The following is a 21431-nucleotide window of genomic DNA, read 5'->3' on the forward strand; positions in this document are numbered from 1 at the left end:
TGCGATGTTGAGTACTGATCGATCGGACGCGGCGGACAACGGCACAGGCACGGCCTTGGTGCCGCTGATGCCGACGTTGCGGTGGGTCCATAAGGTGCCCCTGCCCCGCCCCGATCCGAGCTTCGTCACACAATTGATCGCCAATGCCGAGCAGCTGCCGCAAACGAGCCGGCTCCGCCGCGCCTCCTCCGAGGATGCGCTGATGGCCTATGGCAGCAAGCGCCCGCTCGGAACCGTCAGCGCGCGCACGCGTCAGGTAGCTTAAGATTGATTGAAGTGAGAGCGCGCTTCTTACCTCTCGCCGCTTGCGGGGAGAGGTCGGATCGACTCGGCGATGCGAAGCATCGTCCGGTGCGATCCGGGTGAGGGGGTACAGGTGCCGCGGCTATCGCATCCGCGGAGAGAGGCCCCTCACCCCAACCCACTCCCCGTAAGAACGGGGCAAGGGAGCACACTGCCGCGGCGGTGAGATGCGAGCCAATTCAGAGAAATCAGCGCGGCGGCGTGTCGGAAGACGGCGTGCCGTTCCCCGGCTGCAGCTGCGGCGAGGGAATTTCCGGCGAGGGGGCGCCCTGCACGGGCTTGGGCGCCGGGTGATCCATCAGCACGGATTCGGCGACGGATTGCGCGGTAGGTGCGGCCGGCGCCGGCTGCGGCGCGATCACCGGCTCGAACTTGCGCTCGGACTCCACGTCTTCCGCCGGCGCTTCGGCCCTGCGCTTGGCCTTACGAGGGGCCGGCACCGTGGTCTCGGCGACATAGGTGACTCGGCGGCGCGTGCGCTGGGCGATGCCAGCGAAGAAGTCCGCCATCGCCAGCAGCACCAGCAGAAAGAAGGTGGAGTTGCCGAATTTGGGCCACATCACGAATTCGGCAGCGGCCGCGCCGAAGATGATCAGCGACAGCAAATGATCCATCAGGAATTTCGAGCCCGGCCGCGCACCCTTGACCACCTCGAGCAGCAGCAGAACGATGCCGAGCGCGAGCAGGAGATCGGCGAGCGTGACCGGCCAGACCTCTCCGGACACCATAGGCACCTTGAACAGCACGTCCGTGAAGGACACGGTCGGCATCAGGAAGGCGATGATGTTGTAGACCGCGAGCGGAATCAGGAGCAGCGGGAAACCGACCATCGGCTTGATGCCTTCTCGATCAAGATATCCGGACAGAACAATGCAGCGGCGAAGCATCCGCTCCGCCGCCATCACCGTCTATCTCATGGGTTGGCCGAATCGGGCGGGTCCGATCTCCCGCCCGAGAAAGATCCTGGCTTCAGGACTCTTTCTTCTTCAGGACCTGGCGGCCCTTGTACATGCCGGTCTTGAGGTCGAGATGGTGCGGACGACGGAGCTCGCCGGAGTCCTTGTCTTCCACATAGGTCGGCTTCTTGATGGCGTCCGCGGAGCGGCGCATGCCACGGCGCGACGGCGAGGTTTTTCTTCTCGGAACGGCCATTTCAGTATCCTCTAGGGATTGGTGTCATCAGGGCATCGTCCGCGAAGGGACGGCTCAGCACCCGCAAATAACGAGGCGAGCTGAATGCCGATCAAGGCCGCGCTTATAGAGGAAGGCTGACCGTAAAGCTAGGCTCTTGGGCCGGAAAATGCGCCCGGAACGGGCCAAAAATCAGCGATTTTCCATCCAACAGGTCGCAAGCGAGCTCGCCTGCCCCCGCGCCATATAGGTGGCTGCCAGCCGCCGGACGCCCGGTCCCGGGGTCCGGGCGCTGCGCTTGACCGGATTCGGCAGGATCGAGGCCAGAAGCGCCGCCTCGCGGGGCGAGAGGCTTTCGGCCGATTTGCCGAAGGCATAGGCGCTGGCCGCCTCGACCCCGAACTGCCCCTGCGGGCCGAGCTCGGCGATGTTGAGGTAGATTTCGAGAATCCGCTGCTTGGGCAAGACGAGGTCGATCCAAAGCGCCAGCGGGAATTCGAGCGCCTTGCGAACGAAGTCGCGCCCCTGCCACAGGAACAGGTTCTTCGCGACCTGCTGGGTGATGGTGGAGGCGCCCCGGAAGGCGGTGCCGTCCTCCCTGGCGTCGTCGATCGCCTCGCGCAGCGCCCCCCAATCGATGCCGTGATGCTTGCAGAAATGGGCATCCTCGGCCGCCACCACCGCGCGCGGCAGAGAGGGCGACATATCAGCGAGATCGATCCACTCCCGCTGCATCGGCGCGCCCCGCAGGCTGCGCCAGGCCATCAGCGTCGAAACTGGGTGGCCGGTGCGGTAGAACGGCGCGATCACATAGGGTGCGAGGACCACGAGCGCGAGCGCCACCAGCAGGATTTTGACGATGCGCAAATCGACCTTTCCGGCACGAACTGACGAGCGGCCACGGGCTGGAGCATTAAGTCTGTGATAATTCGGGCCTTTTCCAGCACTTTTTAGGCCTTCCAAACGATTGACTGGCGCGGGCGCATAAAGGATTGTCCCGCCGAATTTTAGTTCTGGAGCCCTTCTTGATGACCGGCACGTCCCCGTCCGATTTCGCCAAACGTCTGGACAAGACCGCTGATGACACCGAAGCCCTGCTCGGGCGCCTGCTGTCGGACGACATCCTGCATGACGAAATCGCCCGGCCCAAGCGACTGATGGACGCAATGCGCTATTCGAGCCTCAACGGCGGCAAGCGCCTGCGGCCGTTCCTGGTGGTCGAGAGCGCCGCCGTGTTCGGCGTGCCGCGCGAGGCGGCCCTGCTCGTGGGCGCCGCGCTCGAATGCATCCATTGCTATTCGCTGATCCATGACGACCTGCCGGCCATGGACAATTCGGACCTGCGCCGCGGCCGCCCCACGCTGCACAAGCAGACCGATGACGCCACCGCGATCCTCGCCGGCGACGGCCTCCTGACGCTCGCCTTCGACATCATCACCCGCGACGAGGTCCATCGCGACGCCAATGTGCGGCTGCTCTTGACGCGTGCACTGGCGCGCTGCGCCGGCATCGGCGGCATGGTCGGTGGCCAGATCCTCGATCTCGCCGGCGAAGGCCGCTTTGGCGGCAACGAGCCGATCGACGTCGCCCGTATCCAGCAGATGAAGACCGGCGCGCTCTTGCGCTACGGCTGCATTGCCGGCGCGATCCTCGGCCAGGCCTCGAAGGCGGAATATCAGGCGCTCGACGATTACGGCCGCGCGCTCGGCGAAGCCTTCCAGATCGCCGACGATCTGCTCGACGTCGAGGGCGATGCGGCCGCGCTCGGCAAGCCGGCCGGCGCCGATGCCGCGCTCGGCAAGACCACCTTCGTGACCCAGCTTGGGATCGAAGGCGCCAAGCAGCGCGTGCGCGACCTGCTCGCGCGCGCCGACAGCGCCGTCTCGATCTTCGGCGACCGCGCCGCCGTGTTGCAGGCCGCCGCGCGCTTCGTGGCCGAGCGGAAGAACTGAGCTAAAGCGCGATGCGATCAGGATGAATCGTCATCGCGCTTTAGGTTATTGTTCGAGTGGTCAGGAAAGCCGTGCCATTTCAGTTGCAGACCTCGACATTGGCGTCGACGTGGGGGCCGCCGCCGCCGCGATAAACGAGGCGGCAACCGGGCCTGACCGGCCGGCAGAGCAGAGCGTTGCAAAAGATCTGACCACTGCCGCTCGAGGCACGGCCCGCGCCAGCCGCCGCGGCTGCACCGTAGCCGCCCGCTGCAGCACCGGCCCGCTGCCGTGCGGGGCGGTCCTCGCCGTCGTCGCGCCGCGAGGTCGCGGGCTTTGACGCCGGCTTGGCGGCGCGCTTCTTCTCGCATTCATTGTCGTCGTTCAGGACATAGCCGTTGCCGCAAACGATCCTGGTGCACTTGTCGCCTTCGGCCTTGAAACCGTGCTCGCAGACCAGCGGGCAGACCCGCGACGGCTTGGCCTTGACCGCATCGAGTGCATCGGTGCTCGCTACCTTCACGTCGAGCTTGGTGCCGGCATAGCGGTTGAACTGCGACAGCGACCGCTGCGAGGACGTATTCCAATTGCCGTCGGCCTGCCCGGAGAAGCAGCCGACGCGGCCGAGCTCGCTCTGCACCGAGCGGTTGAGGTCAGCCGGCGCGGTCGCCGGGGTGAGCGCGGCGACGTTGGTGCCGGAGGCGCTCGTGGTGTTGCCCGGCGCAACGCCCGGCGCCGTGGCGGCGAGGTTGACGCGCTGCTGCTCGGCGGCGGCCGCCTGCTGCTGGGCCTGCTCCTTGGCCTTCTGCGCAGCAAGCTGCGCCTGCTCGGCGGCCTTCGCATCGGCCGCGGCCCTGGCTTGCGCATCCTTCTGCGCGCCGAGCGCAGCAAGGCGGTCGCGCTCGGCCTCGGCCTGCTTCGCTTTCGCGATCGCCGCCGCATGCGCCTGCTCCGCGCCGATCTTCTCGAGCTGGAGCTTGGCAAGGCTCGCATAGAACCCGTCGGGATGCTGGGCGAGGAAAGCTTCCCACGCCGGACGGTTGCCGACCTGGAGCGCGAGCTCGTAGTCGCGGCGGATATCGGCCTGGGGATTGGCTACGGGCGCCGCCGGCGCCAGCTTGACCGGCACCAGCGGCACGTCCTCGCCACCCAGCGAGCCGTAGACGAACGGCTCTTGCTTGTTGCCAGTGGACTTCAGCACATCGTCGCGCACGAAGCCGAAGGCGCGGCGGACGTCGAGGCCCGGCGTCGTCAGATGCTTCGACAGCGCGATGGTGAACGGGCTGTTGGCACCGTCGCCGTCCTGCGCGGTGAAGCCGGCCTTGGCCGAATAGGCGATCAGCGTGTTGGGGCTGGACGGCTCGACCTGGGCGAGGCCGCGGCCGATGCCGCGCGAAGCGACCGTGCGCTTCATCCGCTTGCTGAACGGATTGTCGCGGCAGGCATCGAGGATCACCAGACGCAATTGCTTGGCGGGCTCGACCGCGACCAGGACACGGTCGAGGGAGAGCGCCTCGTCAAAGACGTCGGTGTCCCGCTCGAGCTTGGCATCCACCGGGATCAGATAGTTCGAGCCCTCCACCTCGATGCCGTGGCCGGCGTAGTAGACCACGGCGATTTCGGCGTCGCGGGTCGCGTCGGCGAAGTCGCGCAGCACGCGCCGTGTCTCCAGCGCCGACAGATCGTGCCGGGAGTCGACGACGTCGAAGCCGGCCTCCTTCAGGGTCTTGGCCATCACCGACCCGTCATTGACAGGATTGGCGAGCGAGGGCGCGTGCTGATAGGCCGAATTGGCCAGCACCAGCGCCACGCGCTTTCCGGCAACAGCCGGCCCGGCGCCGAACATCAGGCCGAGGGCGACGAAAAGCTGACAAAGTCTGAGCAAGCTGCGCATGACACGACTTCCGATGGTTCCGGGCCGTCCGGCCCTTTGGGACCGCTTTAGCAACATCCTCCGCCGGCGCTTGTGATGGAGGTCACGAAGCGGACCCCGGCGGCAGGCCGTACGACCTCTCTTGTTTGTCGCGCCAGCGCTGTCGCGGTTCGCCAACGGACGGCGGTGCGGACCGGGTTCCGTCAGACAACCCCGATGTGCTCCCGATATTGCGGCAGGTCGTCCGTAATTTCATGCCAGGGCGCCTTCGAGCCGACGAAAATATGGGCGCTCGGCCGGATGGAGGGGGCATCGACCAGGGTTCCCATGGCGACGTGGACCCACTCTCCTTCCCGGACCCGGGAATAGAGCAGCGAGCCGCAGCGGCCACAATGCGCGTCATGGGTGGTGTCGTCGCCGAAAATCATCCGGAGGTCGCCGCCCCTAACAATGCGAAGCCTGTCTTGCCGGATGCCGGCGAAGGGCTTGAAGGCGGCACCGGTGGTGCGCCGGCAGTTCGAGCAGTGGCAGTTCATCGCATAGGCGAATGCGTCGGCCACCTCGAAGCGCACGGCGCGGCAAAAGCATTCGCCGACAAGAATGCGAGCGTTCGAATTTTCTGATTCTGCCATCGTGACGCCTTCGCGCAAATCGCTGACACACCCATAGCGCATTTCAACGTGTACGACTAAGTTGGCCCGAAGTTATCATGCAAAGGAACGACCCATGAGCCAGGACCGGTCGAGCGTCGAAGCCGTCGTGCAATCCTATTTTGACGGACTTTACGAGGGCAACGCCGACAAGCTCGGCGCCATCTTCCATCCCTCCGCCGATCTGCGCTGGGTCGAAAAGGGCGAGCTCCAGGTTCTGACCGTGCCGGACTGGCTCGACCGCGTGCGCAAGCGCGCCTCGGCCAAGGCCGAAGGCAAGCCGCGCGAGGATTTCATCGTCACCATCGACCGGTCGGACGACAAGACCGCGTTCATCAAGGTGCGCTGCCAGCTGCCGCCGCGCTATTTCACCGACTATCTCGTGGCGATGAAGCTCGCCGACGGCTGGCAGATCGTGTCGAAGTCGTACCGATATGATTTGAGGGAGTGACGGGCGCCGTCCTGCTGCCCGAATTCGGACGCACTCGCTATCCAATTCTCCGTCATTGCGAACGCAGCGAAGCAATCCAGAATCTCACCGCGGAGACAGTCTGGATTGTTTCGCTGCGCTCGCAATGACGACGCGGATGCAGCGTCCGCTCCATCTCCCACCCCTGCTCGCCTGGAAATCACCATGCTTGTCGACCGCCGCGCCCTGCTCGCCTCATTCGCCTGGTTGGCCGCCTCCCCTGCGCTCGCCGGGGATGCCCCATCAGAATTCGAATCCTACGAGCGCGAGAGCGGCGGGCGGATCGGGCTCTATGCGGAGAATCTCGCAACCGGCAAGAAGCTCGCCTGGCGCGCCGACGAACGGTTCGTGATGTGCTCGACGTTCAAGGCTTCGCTCGCCGCCAACGTGCTGGCGCGGGTCGATCGCGGCGAGGAGCAGCTCGCGGCCATGATCCCCTATGGCCAGGCGGATCTGCTGGAATACGCGCCGGTGGCGAGGGAAAATCTCGCGGCCGGCAAGATGTCGGTCGGCGAGATGTGCAAGGCCATCGTCGAGCTCAGCGACAACACCTGCGCCAATCTGCTGCTGGCGCGGATCGGCGGCCCCGCCGCGCTGACCGCCTTCTGGCGGTCGCTCGGCGATACCACCTCGCGGCTCGACCACAACGAGCCCGAGCTCAACCGCTCGCAACCCGGCGACCCCCGGGACACCACGACGCCGGCGGCGATGGCGGGAAATTTGCGCCGGCTGGTCGCGGGCGAGGCGCTGTCGCCTGCTTCGCGGGCCCTGCTCACCGACTGGATGGTGAACTGCAAGACCGGCGCAAATCGCCTGCGTGGCGGACTCCCGGCAGGCTGGAAGATCGGCGACAAGACCGGCAACAACGGCAAGGACGCCTCGGGCGACATCGCGGTCGCCTGGCCGAAGGCGGATACGCCGATCCTGATCGCGGCCTATACCCAGGGCGGCACGCCGAGCGCGGCGCAGATCGCATCCGCGTTCGCGCGGATTGGGCGGATGGTGGCCGAGCGGCTGGCGTGAGCCGCGCATTGACCTAGCCGTCGCTTCCGGGTCAAGACAGACCATCATGGAAGCGAAGTTTCAGACCTTTCTCATCCTGCTGGCCGTGCTGGCAGGCGTGGCACTGGCCGCGCGACGCTTCAACGTCGCCCCTGCCATCCTGCTGATGCTGGCGGGCGTCGGCCTCGCTTTCGTGCCGGGCATGCCGACTGTGGAGCTGCCGCCGGAGCTGGTGCTGCTGGTGGTGCTGCCACCACTGATCTACTCGGCCAGCGTCGCGATGAGCTGGCGCGAATTCAAGAAGAACCTGCGTCCGATCGTGCTGCTCGCGGTCGGCGCCGTGATCTTCACCACGGCGATGGTGGCGGCCGCCACACACTACATGATCGGCCTGCCCTGGACCGTCGGCTTCCTGCTCGGGGCCATCGTCGCGCCGCCCGATGTGGTGGCGCCGCTCGCGATCGCGCGCCGGCTGAACATGCCGCGCCGCATCCTGGTCGTGCTCGAAGGCGAAGGTCTCGCCAACGACGCCACCGCGCTGATCCTCTACCGCTTCGCGCTCGCCGCGATCCTCGTCGGCCATTTCTCACTGCCGCTCGCGGCCGGTGAATTCCTCCTCATCGTCGCCGGCGAGATCGCCTTCGGCATCGGCGTCGGCTGGCTCTCCTTGCGCCTTCGCAAATGGTCCGGAGATCCGCAGGTCGAGCTGACGCTGTCGCTGATCACGCCCTATGTCTCGTACTGGCTGCCCGAGCATATCGGCGGCTCCGGCGTGATCGCAACGGTGGCCTGCGGGCTCTATGTCAGCTGGAACGGCCCATTGCTGATCTCCTCGGCGACGCGCCTGCAAGGCATCTTCTTCTGGGATCTCGTGATCTACCTGATCGAGGGCATGCTGTTCCTGCTCACCGGTTTCCAGATGCGCGCGCTCTACGAGAAATCAAAGACTTTTCCGCTCGACGACATTCTCATCGCAACCGCATTGGTCCTGGTGATCGTCGTGATCGCGCGTTTTGCCTGGCTCTATCCCGCAACTTATCTGCCGCGAATGCTCTCCAGGTCGCTGCGCGAGCGCGATCCTTCGCCGCCATGGCAATGGCCGTTCGTGCTCGCCTTCACCGGCGTGCGCGGCGCGGTGTCGCTGGCCGCCGCGCTGGCGCTGCCGTTCACGCTGCCGAATGGCGAAGCGTTTCCGTATCGCGACCTGATCCTGTTCGTCGCCTTCGGTGTCATCTTCGTGACGCTGATCGGCGTCGGCCTGACGCTGCCGCCGATCGTGCGGTGGCTCGGCGTCGCCGAAGCCGGTCGTCACGAGCATGCCGCCGAGCACGAAGCGGAGATCGCCGCGCGCCGTCAGGCGCTGGAGGCCGCGCTGAAATCGCTCGACGCGCTCACGGCGGAAATAGAGGTTTCCGACGAGGTGATGCGGCTGCTGCGCGCCCGCCACGAGATCCGCTTCAACCAGCTCCCGGACTCGCTCGATCCCAACCGTCACGACATCTCTGCCGCCGGCACCGCTCTGACCCGCGACCTGATCGCCGCCGAGCGCAAATTCATCCATAAGCTGCTGCGCGACGGCCAGATCACCGACGAGACGCGGCGGCGGATCGAGCGCGATCTGGATCTGGAGGAGGCGAGCCTGGCGAATAGGGAATATCGAGCCGGGCCGCTGTAGCTTCCTCGTCATTGCGAGCGCAGCGAAGCAATCCAGACTGCCTCTGCGGAAGGACTCTGGATTGCTTCGCTGCGCTCGCAATGACTGCTGCTGAACCGGCAGGGCCAACTACCGTCTCTCGCAAAACTCCCTCATCGCGACCGCGACGGCTTGTGCGACCGCCTCGTGTCGCTCCGGCGAGTTCATCTCCATTTCCTCGTCGCGATTGATGATCGAGCCCGCCTCGAGCAGCACGGCGGCGCTTCGCGTGCGCGACAGCACGACCAGCCCGTCATAGCGGTAGACGCCGACATCCTTGTCGAGCAGCTGGCGCCGGTAGCGGCCCATCACCGGCAGCGTGTACTGGCTGGCATAGTGCAGGCCCTGCTGCTTCAATTGCCGGCCGATCATCCTGGCCAGCATCAGGCTGGCGGCAAAGTGCGGATTCTGCCGCGACACGAACAGCGAGTGGCCCGAAAAGCGATCGCTGAAATAGCTCTTTGCGCCGTCGAATTCCCAGGTCTCGAGCAGCTTGTCCGGCACCGAATCATGATGGACCGACAGGAACAGATCGGCGCGGCCTTCGTTTGCAGCGCCGACGCGCTTGAACAGGCTCGGCCGTGCCTTGCCGTCGGTGACGAGCAGGCGGGTTGCGGCAAAGCCCTCGGCCTTGAGCTTGGCCGTGATGAGCCGTGCGAGGCGGAAGTTGAAGCCAAACTCCGGATCGTTGCGTGCGCTCAATGCACCGTAGGAGTCCGGCGTGTGGCCGACATCCACGACGATCCGGAATTTGGGCGTCTCGCACTTGAATGAAGGTGAGGGTTTCGGCTCATGTCTCGCACTCTTGCGCGCGATAGCAGCCTCGCCGGCCGTGACGAATGCAAGCGATGACAGAACGATCGAGGCGACCAGCCCGACGATGACGCTCCGCAGGTGCCTCAAGCGCTACTCCGCTGCTGCTCACGCATGCCGGTGCCGGGACCGCTTTCGGTGAGGAAGTTGTAGTCTTTCGGGACGAAAGATGACGCGACCTTCGGCGGTGCTTTTTGCTTTTGGTCACCTTGACGCAGGGAGGTCCGAGCGTCAACGCGCGGTCTGACCCAGGGCGCCCCCTGTCTTGGGCGATCAGGCCGACCATCGCGTCGGCAGTTAAGTATTTGAGACGAAATGAAAATGCCGATTGTGTCGTTGCGCGATGCGGCACTGGCAATCGCGCGATTCCCGCGCTCGCGGAGATTGTCGGCGACTGTTGCGGCGGAGCGACGGACGAACGCGCAACTAGCCGGTATTTAGGGCGGGTTTGAATTCGAATCGTCCATTGAATGTCTACGGGGTCAAATGAAGAAACTCGCATTCGCAACCGCCGCTCTGATGGCGCTGTTCACAGGCGCGGCGTCGGCCGCTGACCTTGCAGCCCGACCCTACACCAAGGCACCCGCAATCGCCCCCATCTACGACTGGAGCGGCTTCTACGTCGGCATCAACGGCGGTGGTGGCTGGGCCGACAAGTGCTGGGATATCTACAACGATGCCGGCTTCACCGTTGCGCCGCCCTTCCGGGAAGGCTGCCACAATGCGAGCGGCGCCACCGTCGGTGGTCAGATCGGCTATCGCTGGCAGGCCACCAATTGGGTGTTCGGTGTTGAGGCGCAGGGCAACTGGGCCGACTTCACCGGCTCCAATTCCAGCTTGTTCTACGGCAATTTCACCAACCGCTCCGAGGTTGATGCGCTCGGCCTATTCACCGGCCAGGTCGGCTACAGCTGGAACAACGTTCTCTGGTACGTGAAGGGCGGCGCCGCCGTCACCCGCGACAAGTACGAGGGCGTGATCACCAGCATCGGCTTGGTGTTTGATCGCGCCACCGAGACCCGCTGGGGCGGCGTCGTAGGCACCGGCATCGAATTCGGTTTCGCGCCGAACTGGTCGCTGGCGCTCGAATACGATCACCTGTTCATGGGCCATCGCGACATCACCTTTAGCTCGTCGATCGTTCCGGGGGTCACGCGCGGTGATACGATCCGCCAGGATGTCGACATTGTCACCGCCCGTATCAATTACCGCTTCGGTGGCCCGATCGTCGCCAAATACTGACTTTGGCACTTCTTCGACAAACGAAGCCCCGGTCTCGCGTCCGGGGCTTTCCTTTGCGCGAAGCTGACTGATTGATGTTGGTCTCCCGAGCCCGGCCCATTAGACCGGCCGCTCTCCCTTCACCGTCACGCGCGTGCCCGAGCGTGTGTGCGGCCAGTAGTCCCACATCGCGCGGTGCTGGGTGCAGCGGTTGTCCCAGAAGGCGATGGCGTTCTCGGTCCAGCGGAAGCGGCACTGGAACAGCGGGTTCTCGGCGTGCTGGTAGAGATAGGCGAGCATTGCGTCGCTCTCGTCGCGCGGGATGCCGTTGATGTGGCGCGTGAAGCCGCGGTTGACGTAGAGCGCCTTCTTCGCCGTGACCGGATGCGTGCGCACGACGGGATGCTCGGCATGGGGATAGGAGGGACGATCGGCAACGCCATAATTGGCATAGAGGCCGCGATAGATCGGCTCGCCGTCATGCAGCGCCGTCAAGCCGTCGAGATAGGCCTTCATGCGCTCCGACAGCGCCTCATAGGCCGCGTACATGTTGGCAAACAGCGTGTCGCCGCCGCGGGGCGGGCATTGCTTGATGTAGAGGATCGAGCCCATCGGCGGCTCGAGATCGCAGGACACGTCGGAGTGCCAGCCCTCGCCATTGGCGCGCGGCGAGTTCTTGTCCGCATAGATCTTCATCAAGGCGGGGTCTTCGTCCTCATGCGGGGCGGCGGGATGAAAATGCAGCTCGCCGAACTTGCGGCCGAAGGCGAGATGCTGCTGCGGCGTGATGTGCTGGTCGCGGAAGAAGATGACGAGGTTCTCGGCGAGCGCGCGGTGGATCTCGTCCATCTGCCGGTTGGAGCGGGCATCGTCCGAGACGAGCTTGCCGATATCAACGCCGGAGATTTCCGCGCCGATGATGGGGGTGAGCTTCTCGACGACGATGGTCTCGTACGGCGCGCCGTCTTCAGCGGTGTGACGATAGCGCGGGCCCTGCTTGCCGGCGAGTGAGCTCATGGCGTGTCTCCCGATCGTTCTTGATTGGGAGCCATCGTAGCAACGTAGGGCGGGTAGCGAAGCGTAACCCGCCACCTCGCGCCCGCAAAAAAATAGGCGGGTTAGGCTGTGCTAACCCGCCCTACGATTCCGATGTTGAGGAGCGCCTACTCTGCCGCAGGAGCCGGCACCTTGGCGCCTTGGCCGTAGCGCTGGTCGATGTAGTCGATCACCAGCGCCTTGAAGTCGGCGGAGATGGTCGGGCCGCGCAGCGTGCGGAACTTCTTGCCGTCGACGAAGACGGGCGCGGCCGGCGCTTCGCCGGTGCCGGGCAGCGAGATACCGATATTGGCGTGCTTGGACTCGCCGGGGCCGTTGACGATGCAGCCCATCACCGCGACGTTGAGCTCTTCCACGCCGGGATATTTGGTCTTCCAGGTCGGCATCTCGTCGCGGATGAAATCCTGGATCGAGCGGGCCAGCTCCTGGAACGTGGTCGAGGTGGTGCGGCCGCAGCCGGGGCAGGCGGCAACCAGCGGCACGAAAGTGCGGAAGCCCATGGTCTGCAGGAGCTCCTGGCCGACCTGCACCTCGCGGGTGCGGTCGCCGCCGGGCTCGGGCGTCAGCGAGATTCGGATGGTGTCGCCGATGCCCTGCTGCAAGAGGATGCCGAGCGCGGCCGAGGACGCAACGATGCCCTTCGAGCCCATGCCGGCCTCGGTGAGACCGAGATGGATGGCGTAGTCCGAACGGGACGCGAGATCCTGATAGACCGCGATAAGATCCTGCACCGCCGAGACTTTTGCCGAGAGGATGATGCGGTCCTTGGGCATGCCGAGCTCTTCGGCGCGCGCCGCCGAGAGCAGCGCCGACTGCACCATGGCCTCGCGCGTCACCGCGCGCACGTCGCGCGGGTTGGGCGAGGCCGCGTTCTCGTCCATCAGCTTGGTCAAAAGCTCTTGGTCGAGCGAGCCCCAATTAGCGCCGATGCGCACCGGCTTGTTGTTCTTGTTCGCGATCTCGATGATGTCGGCGAACTGGGTGTCGCGCTTGTCCTTGAAGCCGACATTGCCGGGATTGATGCGGTATTTGGCCAGGGCCTCGGCGCAGGCCGGATAGGCCGCGAGGAGCTTGTGGCCGATATAGTGGAAGTCGCCGATCAGGGGCGTAGTGATGCCGCGCTTGGCGAGGCCGTCGCGGATGTGCGGAACGGCGGCCGCAGCCTCCTCGCGGTCCACGGTGATGCGGACCATTTCGGAGCCGGCGCGCGCGAGCGCTGCGACCTGGGCGATGGTGCCTTCGACATCGGCGGTATCGGTGTTGGTCATCGACTGCACGACGATCGGCGCACCGCCGCCCACAGCGACGTTGCCGACCTTGACCTGGGTGGTCCGATGCCGGGGCGCCGGGCCCGCAATGTCTGAATCGAGAGGGTTTTCGAGCTTGTTCATGGCGGTCCAAATATCAGGTTTTGGTGACGTTCAGCAATGCATCACGCGGCGCCGCAGCTGATGGGCTGGGACGGTTAACCAGAAAAAGCCCAGCAATTACAAGGACCGCTGCGGCCCCGAATGTCAGGCTGAGGGTGTCGTGCATGATGAAATAGCTACCCACCACGCCAAACAAAGGGGTGATGAAGGTAAAAGCGGACAATTTGCTGGCCGAATAGGCCTTCACCAGCGCGAACCAAAGCGTGAACGTGGTTCCGACCACCCAGATCGCCTGGAACGCCATCAGGCCGAGCGACAGCGGCGACGGAGTGTGGGTGATGGATTCGCCGAACAGCCAGGCCGCCAGCCCCAGGATCGGGATCGAGGTCGCGACCTGATAACCCAGGGCCTTCTCGGGCGCGGCGAAGCGCAGCCGCGTGCCCTTGGCAACCAGCGTCGTCGCGGCCCACAGCGCGGCGCCCCCGACGATCATGAGATCGCCGAGCAGAACCTGCGAATCGACATTGGGCTGCGGCACGCCGATCGCAAGCGCCACGCCGGCAAAGCTGATGGCAAGGCCGAGCCATTGCGCGCCACCGAGACGCTCGCCGAGCACCTGGTAGGAGCCGAGCGCCACGAAGAACGGCGCGGTGTAGAGGAACACCACCGCACGAGAAGCAGACGTGAAGTGCAGCCCCTGGAAGATCAACACGAACTCGATGCCGAACATCAGCCCGGCGATCAGGCCGGGCTTCCAGGTGCCGTCACGTTCGAAAAAATTGACACCGCGAAAGGTGCCGATGAGGAACAGCACCGGCAGCGCGCCCATCGAGCGGATGGTGGCCTGGAGCATCGGCGGAATGTCCGGCAGCACCAGCTTCACCGCGATCTGGTTGAATCCCCAGGTCAGGCATAGCATGAGCATCAGGGCGATGGCGCCGGCACTGAGGGGACGGCCGGCGGACGGTATGGCTTGAGGTGCGGACATTTCTTCCCAAAAATCCGGCTTTGCGCCGTTGTTGCTTCAAGACATTTTCTGACAATGCGTGCAGACGCCCGTGATCTCCACCACAGACAGCTTTGGCGCGAAGCCTGAGCTGCGCGCGGCGGCGTTGAGGTCCTTGGCGAAGGACGCCGAGGAGATCTCGCCGACCAGGCCGCAGCGCTCGCAGATCAGGAACGCCACCGCGGAGGTCGAATCGTGGTCGTGGGCTGCGCAAGCGAGATAGGCGTTGCGGCTTTCGATGCGATGCACGAGGCCGTTGGCCATCAGGAAGTCGAGCGCACGATAGATCGTGATCGGTGCCGGCCGCGCCATCGACTTGGCAAGCTCGTCGATGATTTCGTAGGCGCCGAGCGGGCGGTGGCTGGAGAGCAAGGCACCAAGCACCTGGCGGCGGATCGGCGTGAATTTCTGCGCGCGCTGCTGGCAGACCACCTCGGCATGCGCAAGCGCGTCCGCGGTGCAGCGGCCGTGATCATGGTCGGGCGCGGGGAATGCCGGCTTTGCGAGGCTCATGTCGCCGTCTTCTAGCATTTCGGCGGGGGAACCCAAAGCACGACGAGCCGTCCGGCTGCCAGCCATGCTCCTCCCGCGGGACAGCACCGCGCCCCCGGTCCGTGAATTAATCATAAGCTTGCTTATAATATTCAAGCTTATTGGAGACGACGCTCATGACGCGCGGGTCGGTCGACCAGAATTTCCTGTTCACGGTCGGTGAGCTCTATCGCCTCTTGCGCGTCTATGCCGACAAGGAGGCCTCGCGCTTCGGCATCACCCGGGCGCAATGGGCGGTGCTGGCCAAGGTGGAGCGCAGCGAGGGCATGAAGCAGTCCGAGCTCGCCGAGCTCCTGGAGATGCAGCCGATCACGCTGACACGGCTGATCGACAAGCTCTGCGACAACGACTGGATCGAGCGCCGCAGCGACGCTTCGGATCGCCGGGTCAAGCGCCTGTACCTCAAAAAGGCCGGGCGGCAATTGCTCGGCCGCATGAGCGGCCTGAAGTCGGAGCTGACGGCGAACGCGCTCGACGGCATCAATCCGGCGGACGCGCACCGCCTCCTCACCCAGCTCGAAACCATCAAGGAAAACGTGCGAACCGCGATCCAGGCATCCGGCGCGGAGCAAGCACGCAAGGAGCAGCGCCATGGCTGATCAGGTCGTCAAGTTGCAGCCCGAGCAGAAGAGCGACAGCGGCAAGCCGACCAAGAAGGCCGGCACCGATCCGCGCCGCCGCCTGCTGGCGGGCCTGCGCCGCTATCGCCGTTTCCTGCTCCTGGTCGTGCTGCCGGTCATTGTCGCCATCGGCGGCGTCACCTTCTATCTGCATGGGGGCCGCTATGTCGGCACCGACAATGCCTATGTCGGCGCACAGAAGGTGCTGGTGACGCCCGACATCTCCGGCAAGATCCTGAAAGTGGTCGTGAAGGAGGGCCAGTCGGTCAAGCGCGGCGACGAACTGTTCGAGATCGACCCGGTTCCGTTCCGCCTCGCGGTCGAGGAGGCCAAGGCGCAGCTCGCGCAGGCGCGCACGACCTATGACAACCTCGTCGCCAACATCAAGATCTACGGCGACATGCTGGGCCTCGCCCAGCAGGGCATCGATCTGAAGCAGCGCGACGTCGAGCGCAAGCAGGCGCTGGTGAAAAACAATTTCGGCTCGCAGCTCGATCTCGACAATGCCTCGAATGCGCTGGTCACCGCCGGGGCGCAGGCGCAATACATCAAGCAGCAGCTCTCCAACGCGAAGACCCAGTTGCTCGGCAACCCCGACCTGCCGCTCGAGCAATTCCCGCCCTACGCTCAGGCGAAAGCCAAGCTGGATGACGCGCAGCGCAACCTCGACCACACCGTGCTGCGCGCGCCGATGGATGGAGTGGCGACGCAGGTCGAGCAGATTCAGCTCGGCCGCTATGTGCCCGCCGGCACGCCGGTGTTCTCCATCATCGACGTCGCCCATCCCTGGGTCGACGCCAATCCGAAGGAGAGCGACCTCACCTATGTCACCGAAGGCCAGTCCGTCACGCTCGAGGTCGACGCGTTCCCGAACCATGTCTTCAAGGGCAAGATCGGCTCGCTCTCGCCCGGCACCGGCGCGCAATTCGCGATCCTGCCGCCGCAGAACGCCATGGGCAATTTCGTCAAGGTGGTGCAGCGTGTGCCGATCCGCATCTATTTCGACGAGACCGACAAATATGTGCGGAAGCTGAAAGCCGGCATGAGCGTCTACGCCACCATCGACACCGGTCATCGGCGGTCGCTTGCCGGCCTGCTCGGCCTGTCCGCGACCGCGGGCCAGGATAAAGAATAAGACAAGGACTGGCGCGATGTCCGGCCCCAATGCCAGCCTGATGGTCCCCGGCCTGCGCCGGAACATGGTGACGATCTGCGCCATGACCGCGACCATCATGCAGGCGCTCGACACGACCATCGCCAATGTCGCCCTCCCCTACATGCAGGGCACGCTGTCGGCCTCGCAGGACCAGATCAACTGGGTGCTGACCTCCTACATCGTCGCCGCCGCGATCATGACGGCGCCGGTGGGCTGGATCGCCAACCGCTTCGGCCGCAAGCGCATCTTCATCATCTGCTCGGCCGGCTTCACCATGGCATCGGTGCTGTGCGGCCTCGCGCAGGACATCAACCAGATGGTGCTGTTCCGCCTGCTGCAGGGCGTGTTCGGCGCAGCGTTGGTACCGCTGTCGCAATCGGTCATGCTCGACTATTACACGCTTCAGGAACGCGCCAAGGCGATGGCGATCTGGGGCATGGGCGTGATGATGGGTCCGATCATGGGACCGTCGCTGGGAGCCTGGCTCACCGAGACCTATTCCTGGCACTGGGTGTTCTTCGTCAACCTGCCGTTCGGCATCATCACCGTGCTCGGGCTGGTCGTCTTCATGGACGAGACCAGGAAGGATTTCAGCCTCAAATTCGACTGGTTCGGCTTCGCCGCGCTGGCGGTCGCGATCGGCGCGCTCCAGCTCGCGCTCGACCGCGGTGAGCAATTGGGCTGGCTGGAATCGAACGAGATCCTCGCCGAGTTCATCGTCTCGGCCGTCGCGTTCTACTTCTTCCTCGCGCATTCCTTCACGACCTCGACCCCGTTCATCCGCTTCGCCCTGTTCCGGGACCGCAACTTCGTCACCGGCTGCCTGTTCATGATCGTGATGGGGCTCGTCCTGTTCTCGACCATGGCACTCGCCTCGCCCTACATGCAGAACGTGATCGGCTATCCCATCATCACCGCCGGCCTGCTGCTGGCGACCCGCGGCATCGGCACCTTCTTCGCCATGATGCTGGTCGGCCGCATGATGCGTTATATCGAGGCGCGCACGCTGATCATCTGCGGCCTGACGCTGACGGCGGGCTCGCTGTTCCAGATGACCGGCTGGACCGATCTGACCCAGGTGCCGGAGATCGTCACCGTCAGCGTCATCCAGGGTTTTGGCTTCGGCCTCGTCTTCGTGCCGCTCTCGACCGTGGCGTTCCTGACACTGTCGAACGAGCTGCGCACCGACGGCACCGCGATGCTGACCCTGATGCGCAACGTCGCGAGCTCGGTCGGCATTTCCGTCGTGATCGCGCAATTGACGCAAGGCACGCGATGGACCTACGCGATCCTGTCCGAGCACATCAACCCGTTCAACCACGCACTGCAGATGCCCGGCGTCAGCGGCATCATCAATCTGTCGACCGACACCGGCCGCGCCATGGCCGACAGAATGGTCAACGTGCAGGCGCAGATCATCGCCTTCGCGCACGACTACCAGCTGGTGATGCTCTTCATCCTCTGCACCATCCCGCTCGCTTTGCTGATCGGCTCGACCAAAGCCACGCTGCGCAAGCAGGCGGCGGGGCCGGAGCATGCGGTGATGGAGTAGCGGATCTCGGGCCCCGGACGCAGCGCAGCGCTACACGTTGCACCGCGTCCGGGACACAACAGCGCTACAACAGCTCCTCGCAGCCCAAATCGTCCACGGCCGCAAACGCCCGTTCCAGATTATTCCACCAGATCAGCGGCGGGAGGTTGATGCTCCACTGCCAGACCGGCCGCGTGATTTGCCAGAGCACCGCCCAGCGGTAGTCGCGATCGAGCGCGCCGCGCGTGTAGCCGGTGATACCGCTTTCGACCAGCGTGTCATGGTAGAGATTGAGCAGCAGCCGTTCGAGCGCGTGCCGGCGTTCCGGATACCAATGCATCGCCATCATGTAGGCGAGGTCGTGGGTCGGAACGTTGATGCTCCAAAGATCGAAATCGAAGATGCGAACGGTGTCGTCGACGCCCGTGCGCGGCAGCAGGAAATTCCAGACATGGGCGTCGCCATGGGTGATGCTGAGGTGGCGGCGTGAATGGTAACGCTGGGACAGCCGCTCCGACTGGTCGATGAGCCGACGGTAGATGATCCGCCGCTCCTCGCCGAGGCGATCGCCGAGGAGATCGGCAAAGCGATCGTAATGTCCCGCAAACGTCTCCATCCGTTGCGCGCTGTCCTCCACGCTCGCCCAGGTGCCGACGGTGTCGCCGAGGCTCGGATGGTCCCACCAGGCTGCGTGCCAGCGCGCCAGCGTGGTGACGATGGCGAGGGTCTGCTCGCGCGACGGCGGCACGGGCCAGGTTGTCGCGACCTCGTGGCTGTCGGTGAGATCCTCCAGCAGCAGATGCCAGGCGAGGCTGTCCTCGTCGAAATGCCCGTCAAAGCAGTGCGGGACGAGTCCCGGCGGCATCTTGGGCAGCAGCTGCGTGTAATAGTCCACCTCGCGCCGGCCGCCATCGGCGAGGCGCTTGGCGAAGGCGGAATTTGGAGTCTTCAGGATCAGCGACTGCGGAGCACCGGCGGATTCGCCGACATAGCGCAGCCCGAGCCTGACGATATGCGACACCACTGTGTCGCGCTGATGCAGCACCTTCACCTCGCGGACGGCGCCTGCATCCAGCGCGCCGCCCCGGCGCAGCGCGGCCGTCAGTCGAGCGGGCTCAACGACCGCCGGCAATTGTGGAGATGTCATGAACCACGATGCCCCTGTCCCGCGTCATACTGCACGATCACATGCCCGGGCACCAGCGGCTGCCGCCGGCTCAGGCTGCGGCGGTCGAGTCGCGCACCGTCCGCACGACGATCGCGCGCAGTTGATCGAGATTGGCCGTCATCCCGGCGATCGCCTGCCTCACATCCGCGGCGCGCTGGTTGACGGAGGCGGCATCGCGGCTGACGTCGCCGATCTTGGCCGAGACCTCCTGTGCGGCGGAGGCCGATTCGGAAATCGACCGCGTGATCTCCCGGGTCGCGGCATCCTGCTCTTCCATTGCGGCAGCGACCGATGTCGCCACGCCGTCGATCTCGATGATGTGGCCTCCCATGGCCTCGACGGCGTCGACCGCGGCCTGCGTCGAGGCCTGGATCTCGGCAATCAGCCGGCCGATCTCCTCGGTGGACTTGGCAGTCTGGTCGGACAGGGACTTCACCTCGGCGGCAACCACCGCGAAGCCGCGGCCGGCCTCGCCGGCGCGCGCCGCCTCGATCGTCGCGTTGAGCGCGAGGAGGTTGGTCTGGCCTGCGATGCCGCCGATGAGGTCGGAGACCTCCGCGATCTTCTTCACCGATCCGGCCAGCGCCTGAATGGTCGAACGCGCCTGCTCGCGGCCGGCGACGGCCGATTTGGTGACGGTGCTGGTCCGCGCGACCTGGCTCGTGATCTCGCGGATCGAGGCGCTCAACTCTTCGGCCGCAGCGGAGACGGCCTGCGAGCTGCCGAGCGCCTGGGTCGAGGCCGCCGCCACCGCCTGCGACTGCGCAGAGAGCGACTTTGCGATCTCAGAGAGGCCGGAGGCGGCTTGCTCCACGCCCTGCGTCGCCGCAGTCGCGGTATCGACCGAGCGGCCGGTCTCGCGCTCGACCGTTTCGGCCATCTGGTGCAGGGCGGAGCGCTTGGCGAGCGCCGCCGCCCGTTCCTGCCGCAACTGCTCCTCGCGCAGACGGGAGTTCTCGACCGCCGCCTGCTTGAACACCACAAGCGCGCCCGCCATCGAGCCGACCTCGTCCTGGCGCTGCGCGAACGGAATCTCGGCGGCGAGATCGCCGGTCGCGAGCTTCTGCATCGTGTCCGTCATGCGCACGATCGGGCGCACCACGCCGAGGGCAACACCCAGCAGGCCGGCGGTAACGAAGGCGAGGACGGCGATGGAGACGCCGAGGAGGATATAGAGCATCGCGCTGTCGCGGTCCGCGGCCAGCTTCTCCATGGCGGCATTCCGCTTGTTAGCACTCTCGACGATGCTGTCGATGACGGCGCGATGCGCGGTATAGGCCTCCTTGAGCTGCGCATAGACGCGCTCGGAAGCCGCCGCGTCCTTGGCCTTGAGGGCGGGCAGAAGCTGATCCGATGCCTTCCAGAATTTCTGCACCTCCGCATCGGATTTCGACACCAGCGCGGTCTTGAGGTCGGCCGAGAGGCTGGAGGAGACCCAGAACGCCTTGCGCTCGTCGTAGTCCTTGCGGAGCTGGACCAGACGCTCGCCGTGGGCCGCCAGCTGATCCGGCTCGCGCATGGCCAGCGTCGCCTCGAGATAGGCTTCGATGATGTATTCGGGCGGCGGAAGGATGTCGGCGATGAGGTCATTGCCGAGCTTGATGTCGGAATAGAGCGGACCGCCGACCTTGAGCTCTTTTAGGGCGTACAGGCTGGTCGAAACAACGGCGGCGAAACCAATGGCGAGAACGATGCCAAACGCGACGATCGCAGAGGACAAGGACAGACGAAATTTCATGAAACAATCCAGGTCGGCGTCGAAACTGCGGCCACCCTAGACGACTACGGTAAATACGGGATTGATTCGCGCCGGAATTGTATTTCACGAACCCCGCATGAATACGGAGATTAGGCGTCAAGTCATCGGTATTGAGTCAGCGAGGCTG

At 65.1% G+C, this 21431-nt stretch carries 21 protein-coding genes; 9 read left to right on the forward strand and 12 right to left on the reverse strand.

Annotation, left to right across the window (positions count from 1 at the left end; translation table 11 throughout):
* Positions 1 to 4 precede the first annotated feature (4 nt).
* Positions 5 to 265 (forward strand): hypothetical protein, encoded by a 261-nt coding sequence (locus I6F28_RS23350; RefSeq protein ID WP_036002219.1) that lies wholly within the window; start codon positions 5 to 7, stop codon positions 263 to 265.
* Positions 266 to 491: 226 nt separating this feature from the next.
* Here I6F28_RS23350 and I6F28_RS23355 read toward each other — a convergent pair whose 3' ends face one another.
* From I6F28_RS23355 to mtgA, 3 genes are all read right to left on the reverse strand, one after another.
* On the reverse strand, positions 492 to 1133 hold the full coding sequence (locus I6F28_RS23355; RefSeq protein ID WP_036002287.1) for a hypothetical protein: 642 nt from the start codon (positions 1131 to 1133) through the stop codon (positions 492 to 494).
* Positions 1134 to 1272: 139 nt separating this feature from the next.
* Positions 1273 to 1455, reverse strand: a complete 183-nt coding sequence (gene rpmF / locus I6F28_RS23360) for a 50S ribosomal protein L32 (protein ID WP_007598106.1) — start codon at positions 1453 to 1455, stop codon at positions 1273 to 1275.
* A 171-nt stretch (positions 1456 to 1626) separates the two neighbouring features.
* Positions 1627 to 2301 carry a monofunctional biosynthetic peptidoglycan transglycosylase gene (gene mtgA / locus I6F28_RS23365; RefSeq protein WP_225141275.1) on the reverse strand — a complete coding sequence of 225 codons (675 nt, stop codon included), beginning with the start codon at positions 2299 to 2301 and terminating at the stop codon, positions 1627 to 1629.
* 161 nt (positions 2302 to 2462) lie between these two features.
* Between mtgA and I6F28_RS23370 the strand changes: the two genes are divergently transcribed.
* The gene (locus I6F28_RS23370) at positions 2463 to 3386 is read left to right on the forward strand and encodes a polyprenyl synthetase family protein (protein WP_036038510.1); all 924 of its coding nucleotides are present in this window, start codon (positions 2463 to 2465) and stop codon (positions 3384 to 3386) included.
* Between the two features lie 79 nt (positions 3387 to 3465).
* On the opposite strand, the gene I6F28_RS23375 is transcribed toward I6F28_RS23370, so the two are convergent.
* Both I6F28_RS23375 and I6F28_RS23380 read right to left on the reverse strand, forming a co-directional pair.
* Entirely contained in the window at positions 3466 to 5259 is a 1794-nt protein-coding gene (locus I6F28_RS23375) for a caspase family protein (protein ID WP_225141277.1), read from the reverse strand.
* A gap of 182 nt (positions 5260 to 5441) precedes the next feature.
* Positions 5442 to 5870 (reverse strand): GFA family protein, encoded by a 429-nt coding sequence (locus I6F28_RS23380; protein ID WP_192893035.1) that lies wholly within the window; start codon positions 5868 to 5870, stop codon positions 5442 to 5444.
* 94 nt (positions 5871 to 5964) lie between these two features.
* Here I6F28_RS23380 and I6F28_RS23385 point away from each other — a divergent pair, with 94 nt between their 5' ends.
* The 3 genes from I6F28_RS23385 to I6F28_RS23395 all read left to right on the forward strand — a co-directional run bounded on the left by I6F28_RS23385 (position 5965) and on the right by I6F28_RS23395 (position 9034).
* Positions 5965 to 6339, forward strand: a complete 375-nt coding sequence (locus tag I6F28_RS23385; RefSeq protein WP_036038516.1) for a nuclear transport factor 2 family protein — start codon at positions 5965 to 5967, stop codon at positions 6337 to 6339.
* Positions 6340 to 6522: 183 nt separating this feature from the next.
* Positions 6523 to 7380: a class A beta-lactamase gene (gene bla / locus I6F28_RS23390; protein ID WP_225141279.1), complete on the forward strand. Its 858-nt coding sequence runs from the start codon at positions 6523 to 6525 to the stop codon at positions 7378 to 7380.
* Positions 7381 to 7426: 46 nt separating this feature from the next.
* Positions 7427 to 9034: a Na+/H+ antiporter gene (locus I6F28_RS23395; RefSeq protein WP_225141281.1), complete on the forward strand. Its 1608-nt coding sequence runs from the start codon at positions 7427 to 7429 to the stop codon at positions 9032 to 9034.
* Between the two features lie 108 nt (positions 9035 to 9142).
* Here I6F28_RS23395 and I6F28_RS23400 read toward each other — a convergent pair whose 3' ends face one another.
* Complete coding sequence (locus I6F28_RS23400) at positions 9143 to 9955, reverse strand: N-acetylmuramoyl-L-alanine amidase (protein ID WP_225130537.1); 813 nt, start codon at positions 9953 to 9955, stop codon at positions 9143 to 9145.
* 396 nt (positions 9956 to 10351) lie between these two features.
* Between I6F28_RS23400 and I6F28_RS23405 the strand changes: the two genes are divergently transcribed.
* Complete coding sequence (locus tag I6F28_RS23405; RefSeq protein ID WP_225113312.1) at positions 10352 to 11107, forward strand: outer membrane protein; 756 nt, start codon at positions 10352 to 10354, stop codon at positions 11105 to 11107.
* Between the two features lie 99 nt (positions 11108 to 11206).
* On the opposite strand, the gene I6F28_RS23410 is transcribed toward I6F28_RS23405, so the two are convergent.
* The 4 genes from I6F28_RS23410 to I6F28_RS23425 form a co-directional block, all read right to left on the reverse strand.
* Positions 11207 to 12103 carry a TauD/TfdA dioxygenase family protein gene (locus tag I6F28_RS23410; protein WP_225141283.1) on the reverse strand — a complete coding sequence of 299 codons (897 nt, stop codon included), beginning with the start codon at positions 12101 to 12103 and terminating at the stop codon, positions 11207 to 11209.
* Between the two features lie 146 nt (positions 12104 to 12249).
* A complete protein-coding gene (gene ispG, locus I6F28_RS23415) occupies positions 12250 to 13533 on the reverse strand; it encodes a flavodoxin-dependent (E)-4-hydroxy-3-methylbut-2-enyl-diphosphate synthase (RefSeq protein WP_036038529.1) in 1284 nt (427 codons plus the stop codon).
* Between the two features lie 13 nt (positions 13534 to 13546).
* A complete protein-coding gene (locus I6F28_RS23420; RefSeq protein WP_225141285.1) occupies positions 13547 to 14500 on the reverse strand; it encodes a DMT family transporter in 954 nt (317 codons plus the stop codon).
* A gap of 36 nt (positions 14501 to 14536) precedes the next feature.
* On the reverse strand, positions 14537 to 15031 hold the full coding sequence (locus I6F28_RS23425) for a Fur family transcriptional regulator (RefSeq protein ID WP_036002259.1): 495 nt from the start codon (positions 15029 to 15031) through the stop codon (positions 14537 to 14539).
* A 155-nt stretch (positions 15032 to 15186) separates the two neighbouring features.
* Here I6F28_RS23425 and I6F28_RS23430 point away from each other — a divergent pair, with 155 nt between their 5' ends.
* Genes I6F28_RS23430 through I6F28_RS23440 form a run of 3 tightly spaced genes read left to right on the forward strand, consistent with a single transcriptional unit; the run spans position 15187 to position 18398 of the window.
* Complete coding sequence (locus I6F28_RS23430; RefSeq protein WP_225130546.1) at positions 15187 to 15669, forward strand: MarR family winged helix-turn-helix transcriptional regulator; 483 nt, start codon at positions 15187 to 15189, stop codon at positions 15667 to 15669.
* Positions 15662 to 16825: an HlyD family secretion protein gene (locus I6F28_RS23435; RefSeq protein ID WP_225141287.1), complete on the forward strand. Its 1164-nt coding sequence runs from the start codon at positions 15662 to 15664 to the stop codon at positions 16823 to 16825. The genes I6F28_RS23430 and I6F28_RS23435 overlap by 8 nt, the downstream gene beginning before the upstream one ends.
* 16 nt (positions 16826 to 16841) lie before the next feature.
* Positions 16842 to 18398, forward strand: coding sequence for an MDR family MFS transporter (locus I6F28_RS23440; RefSeq protein WP_249782035.1), 1557 nt, complete (start codon positions 16842 to 16844; stop codon positions 18396 to 18398).
* A 64-nt stretch (positions 18399 to 18462) separates the two neighbouring features.
* Here the strand turns inward: I6F28_RS23440 and I6F28_RS23445 are convergent, their stop codons facing one another.
* Both I6F28_RS23445 and I6F28_RS23450 read right to left on the reverse strand, forming a co-directional pair.
* Positions 18463 to 19524, reverse strand: coding sequence for a phosphotransferase (locus I6F28_RS23445; RefSeq protein WP_225141291.1), 1062 nt, complete (start codon positions 19522 to 19524; stop codon positions 18463 to 18465).
* A 70-nt stretch (positions 19525 to 19594) separates the two neighbouring features.
* Positions 19595 to 21283, reverse strand: coding sequence for a methyl-accepting chemotaxis protein (locus I6F28_RS23450; RefSeq protein WP_225141293.1), 1689 nt, complete (start codon positions 21281 to 21283; stop codon positions 19595 to 19597).
* Positions 21284 to 21431 lie beyond the last annotated feature (148 nt).

Source organism: Bradyrhizobium sp. NBAIM14 (assembly GCF_020193895.1).
GTDB lineage: Bacteria > Pseudomonadota > Alphaproteobacteria > Rhizobiales > Xanthobacteraceae > Bradyrhizobium > Bradyrhizobium yuanmingense.

Excerpts from the sequence above, each read along its gene's own strand:
- I6F28_RS23350 (WP_036002219.1), top strand. The coding sequence starts at position 5 with ATGTTGAGTACTGATCGATCGGACGCGGCGGACAACGGCACAGGCACG.
- I6F28_RS23355 (WP_036002287.1), bottom strand. The coding sequence starts at position 1,133 with ATGGTCGGTTTCCCGCTGCTCCTGATTCCGCTCGCGGTCTACAACATC.
- rpmF (WP_007598106.1), bottom strand. The coding sequence starts at position 1,455 with ATGGCCGTTCCGAGAAGAAAAACCTCGCCGTCGCGCCGTGGCATGCGC.
- I6F28_RS23370 (WP_036038510.1), top strand. The coding sequence starts at position 2,463 with ATGACCGGCACGTCCCCGTCCGATTTCGCCAAACGTCTGGACAAGACC.
- I6F28_RS23375 (WP_225141277.1), bottom strand. The coding sequence starts at position 5,259 with ATGCGCAGCTTGCTCAGACTTTGTCAGCTTTTCGTCGCCCTCGGCCTG.
- I6F28_RS23380 (WP_192893035.1), bottom strand. The coding sequence starts at position 5,870 with ATGGCAGAATCAGAAAATTCGAACGCTCGCATTCTTGTCGGCGAATGC.
- I6F28_RS23385 (WP_036038516.1), top strand. The coding sequence starts at position 5,965 with ATGAGCCAGGACCGGTCGAGCGTCGAAGCCGTCGTGCAATCCTATTTT.
- bla (WP_225141279.1), top strand. The coding sequence starts at position 6,523 with ATGCTTGTCGACCGCCGCGCCCTGCTCGCCTCATTCGCCTGGTTGGCC.
- I6F28_RS23395 (WP_225141281.1), top strand. The coding sequence starts at position 7,427 with ATGGAAGCGAAGTTTCAGACCTTTCTCATCCTGCTGGCCGTGCTGGCA.
- I6F28_RS23405 (WP_225113312.1), top strand. The coding sequence starts at position 10,352 with ATGAAGAAACTCGCATTCGCAACCGCCGCTCTGATGGCGCTGTTCACA.
- I6F28_RS23410 (WP_225141283.1), bottom strand. The coding sequence starts at position 12,103 with ATGAGCTCACTCGCCGGCAAGCAGGGCCCGCGCTATCGTCACACCGCT.
- ispG (WP_036038529.1), bottom strand. The coding sequence starts at position 13,533 with ATGAACAAGCTCGAAAACCCTCTCGATTCAGACATTGCGGGCCCGGCG.
- I6F28_RS23420 (WP_225141285.1), bottom strand. The coding sequence starts at position 14,500 with ATGTCCGCACCTCAAGCCATACCGTCCGCCGGCCGTCCCCTCAGTGCC.
- I6F28_RS23425 (WP_036002259.1), bottom strand. The coding sequence starts at position 15,031 with ATGAGCCTCGCAAAGCCGGCATTCCCCGCGCCCGACCATGATCACGGC.
- I6F28_RS23430 (WP_225130546.1), top strand. The coding sequence starts at position 15,187 with ATGACGCGCGGGTCGGTCGACCAGAATTTCCTGTTCACGGTCGGTGAG.
- I6F28_RS23435 (WP_225141287.1), top strand. The coding sequence starts at position 15,662 with ATGGCTGATCAGGTCGTCAAGTTGCAGCCCGAGCAGAAGAGCGACAGC.
- I6F28_RS23440 (WP_249782035.1), top strand. The coding sequence starts at position 16,842 with ATGTCCGGCCCCAATGCCAGCCTGATGGTCCCCGGCCTGCGCCGGAAC.
- I6F28_RS23445 (WP_225141291.1), bottom strand. The coding sequence starts at position 19,524 with ATGACATCTCCACAATTGCCGGCGGTCGTTGAGCCCGCTCGACTGACG.
- I6F28_RS23450 (WP_225141293.1), bottom strand. The coding sequence starts at position 21,283 with ATGAAATTTCGTCTGTCCTTGTCCTCTGCGATCGTCGCGTTTGGCATC.